The sequence below is a fragment of the Alkalispirochaeta alkalica DSM 8900 genome, assembly GCF_000373545.1.
Lineage (GTDB): Bacteria > Spirochaetota > Spirochaetia > DSM-27196 > Alkalispirochaetaceae > Alkalispirochaeta > Alkalispirochaeta alkalica.
Genome location: NZ_KB891735.1, coordinates 1 through 3,267, shown reverse-complemented (window position 1 = coordinate 3,267; position 3,267 = coordinate 1). Strand labels below are relative to the sequence as shown.

Annotated in this window: 2 protein-coding genes; both read right to left on the bottom strand. The window is 60.8% G+C overall.

All coding sequences use genetic code 11. The features are described from left to right. Nucleotides 1–64: 64 nt before the first annotated feature. Nucleotides 65–2,914 carry a hypothetical protein gene (locus tag B071_RS0111155; RefSeq protein ID WP_018527164.1) on the bottom strand — a complete coding sequence of 950 codons (2,850 nt, stop codon included), beginning with the start codon at nt 2,912–2,914 and terminating at the stop codon, nt 65–67. Continuing rightward, nucleotides 2,911–3,267: hypothetical protein (locus B071_RS17275; RefSeq protein ID WP_040588292.1), on the bottom strand; the 357-nt coding region annotated here is incomplete at its 5' end. The genes B071_RS17275 and B071_RS0111155, both read right to left, overlap by 4 nt.

Below are 3,267 nucleotides of genomic sequence, written 5' to 3'. Positions count from 1 at the left end.
AGGCTCAAGACCACCAGAGTGCTTGTCAGAATCCGCACCATCTTTCTCAATCGATTCTTGCCGCTCACAGTTCCTCCAGTCCAATCGTTGTGGGGTTGTTCAATGCGCGTTGCACCGCTCGTGACTGATACTCGTCGAGCAGTCCCGGATAGCTTTCAAGTCGCAGGGTAGTGGAGAACTCGCGGGAGATCTCTCGTTCGTCCTCGGGGTCCAGCCGGAGCACCATCCGCCCCCTCACCGTCACCGGGGAGGAGTGTGCTGAAACCAGCGATCCCCGCTGGTGATATCCCCGCAGGTTCCCAAGCACAAAGAGCTGTCTGCGCAGATTGTGGCAGCGTAGGGGCAGCTCCTTCATCCCCCGACGAAGCTTCTTCCAGTGGGGATGAGCAGGATCAAACTCGGGCAACGCAAGCATCGCGCGGTAGCGGGGGGCCCGCTCGGTGAGCCATGCGTCGTTCCAAACCTCCAGCGCCGCCGTGGTGCTCTTGTCGCACAGTCGCACCCGGTACTCGTAGCGGCCCGTCTCGGCATCGCGCAGCTTCGTGCTCGCCGCCTCGCCCAGGAGATTGCCACAGGATCGTACCTGCTCGCTCAGTTCGGCGCGGTACCCGTTCCCCTCAAGAACAAGCTGCTCCAGGCGCAGCTCCGTCGGGTCTGTCACCGGCGGCATATCGATCACGATCTCCAGAAGCGACAGGGGGCTCACCTCGCCGCTGCGAAAGAACCCCCGCGAGACGCGGTGCAGATCGTGATACTCCAGCGTCACTTCATAGCGGTTCTTAAGCGCCTCGAAGGCAAACAGTTGCAACTCCAGATCATCGCGGAACTCGCCAACCCTCGCCGGGAGCCACTGCCAGGTTCGATCCGGTCCGTGCTGGCCGATGGTGTTCGCCCAGAATCCTTCCCCGGCGTAACTCCTTCCCCAGAAGGTGTGCTCGAGCCACTGCTCGTAATCCTCCCGCCGCAGTCGCCCGGCAAGCTGCTGGAAGAGCCCCGTAACAAGCGCTCCGGCGAGCGCGACGATTGCCCCGAGCAGCACCCCGGGGATCGCTCCCAGGCCACCGACTTTTATCGTGGCCGCTCCCCCGATCGTGCCGCCGATCTGTGCGCCGCCTTTGGCTGCGATCACGTATTTCATGGTCATCGTTGCGCCGGTCATCTCGATCGCTCTTCCGCCGCTTTCCCCCGCGCGAGCGAGCGCCTCGCGCGGTTGCTGTGCCCGCGCTGCCCGCTGCATCGCCGCAAGCGCCTCCTGTTGATTCCAGGCGGCCAGAAGCATATTCAGACCCGGCCCCCAGAGGCTCCCGGCGGCAGCCATGTTCGAGGCAAGGGACACCACGTTCTCGGCAACCCGGATCGTCGCGCTGAGTCGCTCGTCGTCACCTTCAGCCTGCGTGAGATCATACAGGCTCATGGCCACCTGGAACACGGCGTAGGCCCTCTGAAAGGACTCGACCCCCTTGTGAATACCCTGAAGCCGCCGTTTACCCTGTGCATCGATCCCGAGCCCCTGGTACTCGGCGTACCAGATTCCATCATGTTCTTTCGCTTCGATATGCCCATAGCGATGACTGTAGCGGTCGTTCATCGCATCTCTCCAAGCATCTGGATTCGGGTATCTGGCGCGCCGGGCGGCCATGTTGGCGTCGCTGGTTGAGACCAGACCCGTTTTGTAGCGACGGTCTACGATCCGTTTCCATACCACCAGGGGCGTATCTTTCATGGCGATCGCATGGCTGAGTATCTCAAGCACACAGGTGGTGCCCTCGCTTAGAGGTAGATCTGTTCCTTGTATCGTCCTGGCACCGCTTATGAAGCGTGCTGTCCAGTTATCTTCACCGATCTTGGCGGTAAGGTCGTCGATCTTCGGAGTGTCGCTCTCATCGGGGTTGTAGTCGCTGAAGAACTGCTGGACCTTCTCGTCAGCCTCGTCAAAGCGGCGCTTGAGTACATCGAACACCGGCATGGTGTTACTGAGGCGTTCCATCGCCGTGCCGAATACGATCTCCCCCTTTTGCTGTTCCGCCGGATCGCTGCTGTAGTCATAGTCGATAAGCGAGGCGTGAAACACCGGTTGATCAAGGATCGCCGCCGATAGTACGCCAAGCTGTTCCATGGGCATAAGCACGTCGGCGGCGCCTTCCCGGTGTTGCTCTTTCCACTGTCGGTACTCATTGCTATAGACGCACCGTTGGGCCGAGGGGTTGCTGCCGAGGAGCGTATCAATGTTCAGCCCCAGGGCTTCATACAACGCTCGTGCATGGATCTCGTTGTCGCCGGTGCGGGGTGACCTGACGCGCACCTTTTCTTCGATGAATCGTTTGTAGCGCTCTTGATACTCTTCGTAGCGCTCGGCGTACTCCTGCAACCGCGCGGCGTAGTCGTGCAGGTACACCGTGGTGGTGTGATTTTTTTCCTCGTCGATCCGTTCGACATCCCGGGGTGCACTAAACGTTGACAGCCAGGTACCCTGCAGATCCTCCTCCTGCCTGGTTGTCAGGGGTAAGAGGAGGAGGCGGTCGCAGCGGGGAGACAGAGAGGCGTTTTCGCGTTTCGTGATCGCCTGGACCTGCCGTCGCAGCGCCTCCTGCCGTGGCAGGCTCAGACGAATCGGGGAAAGGCAGAAGAAACTCCAGCAGGGAAAGCTCGCTTCCTGTTCGTAGATCGGCAGAGGGTAGGCGCTGCCAGCGCGCGGCTTGATCTCGTTAATGTACGCAGCAACGCCATCGCCGGGGATATAGCGGGTCGAGCGCACCACATAAACCCACTTGTCCTCCACATCCACCGCAGCGGTTTCCTCTGTTCCCCGTTGAGGTTCCTTCACCCCCACCAGGCTATCGGGATTCTCGGGGTTTTCGAAGCGATACGAGGTGTACTCCTTGAAGTACACCATGCGCGAGGTTATCATCTTCATGGATTCGCTCCTGTGGCCGCGCCGAAGAGGTGCATGAACGGGGCTCCTTCAAACAGGAGCGCCTGGCCATCAGAGGTATCAACGCGCAAACGATAGGTCTTGCCCGGCTCTACATCGAGGAACCGCAGGAGGATCGATTCCTGTTCCTCCTGTCCACCGGTGAAAGCGACACTCTGCGTGTACGCACCGTCGGAGCTTTCGAGCGTCGCTTCTCCGCCATCGCGGTCTCCTCCGGTGAGCTCCAGTTCGTAGTCCAGGACAAACACCGCCTGGCACTCGGGGCTCACTGCGCTCTGCGCGCGCCTGTCGGGGGTCTCCAGGAGAAAGACGTACTTCAGCTCGTCGTCCTGGGT

Excerpts from the sequence above, each read along its gene's own strand:
- B071_RS0111155 (WP_018527164.1), bottom strand. The coding sequence starts at position 2,914 with ATGAAGATGATAACCTCGCGCATGGTGTACTTCAAGGAGTACACCTCG.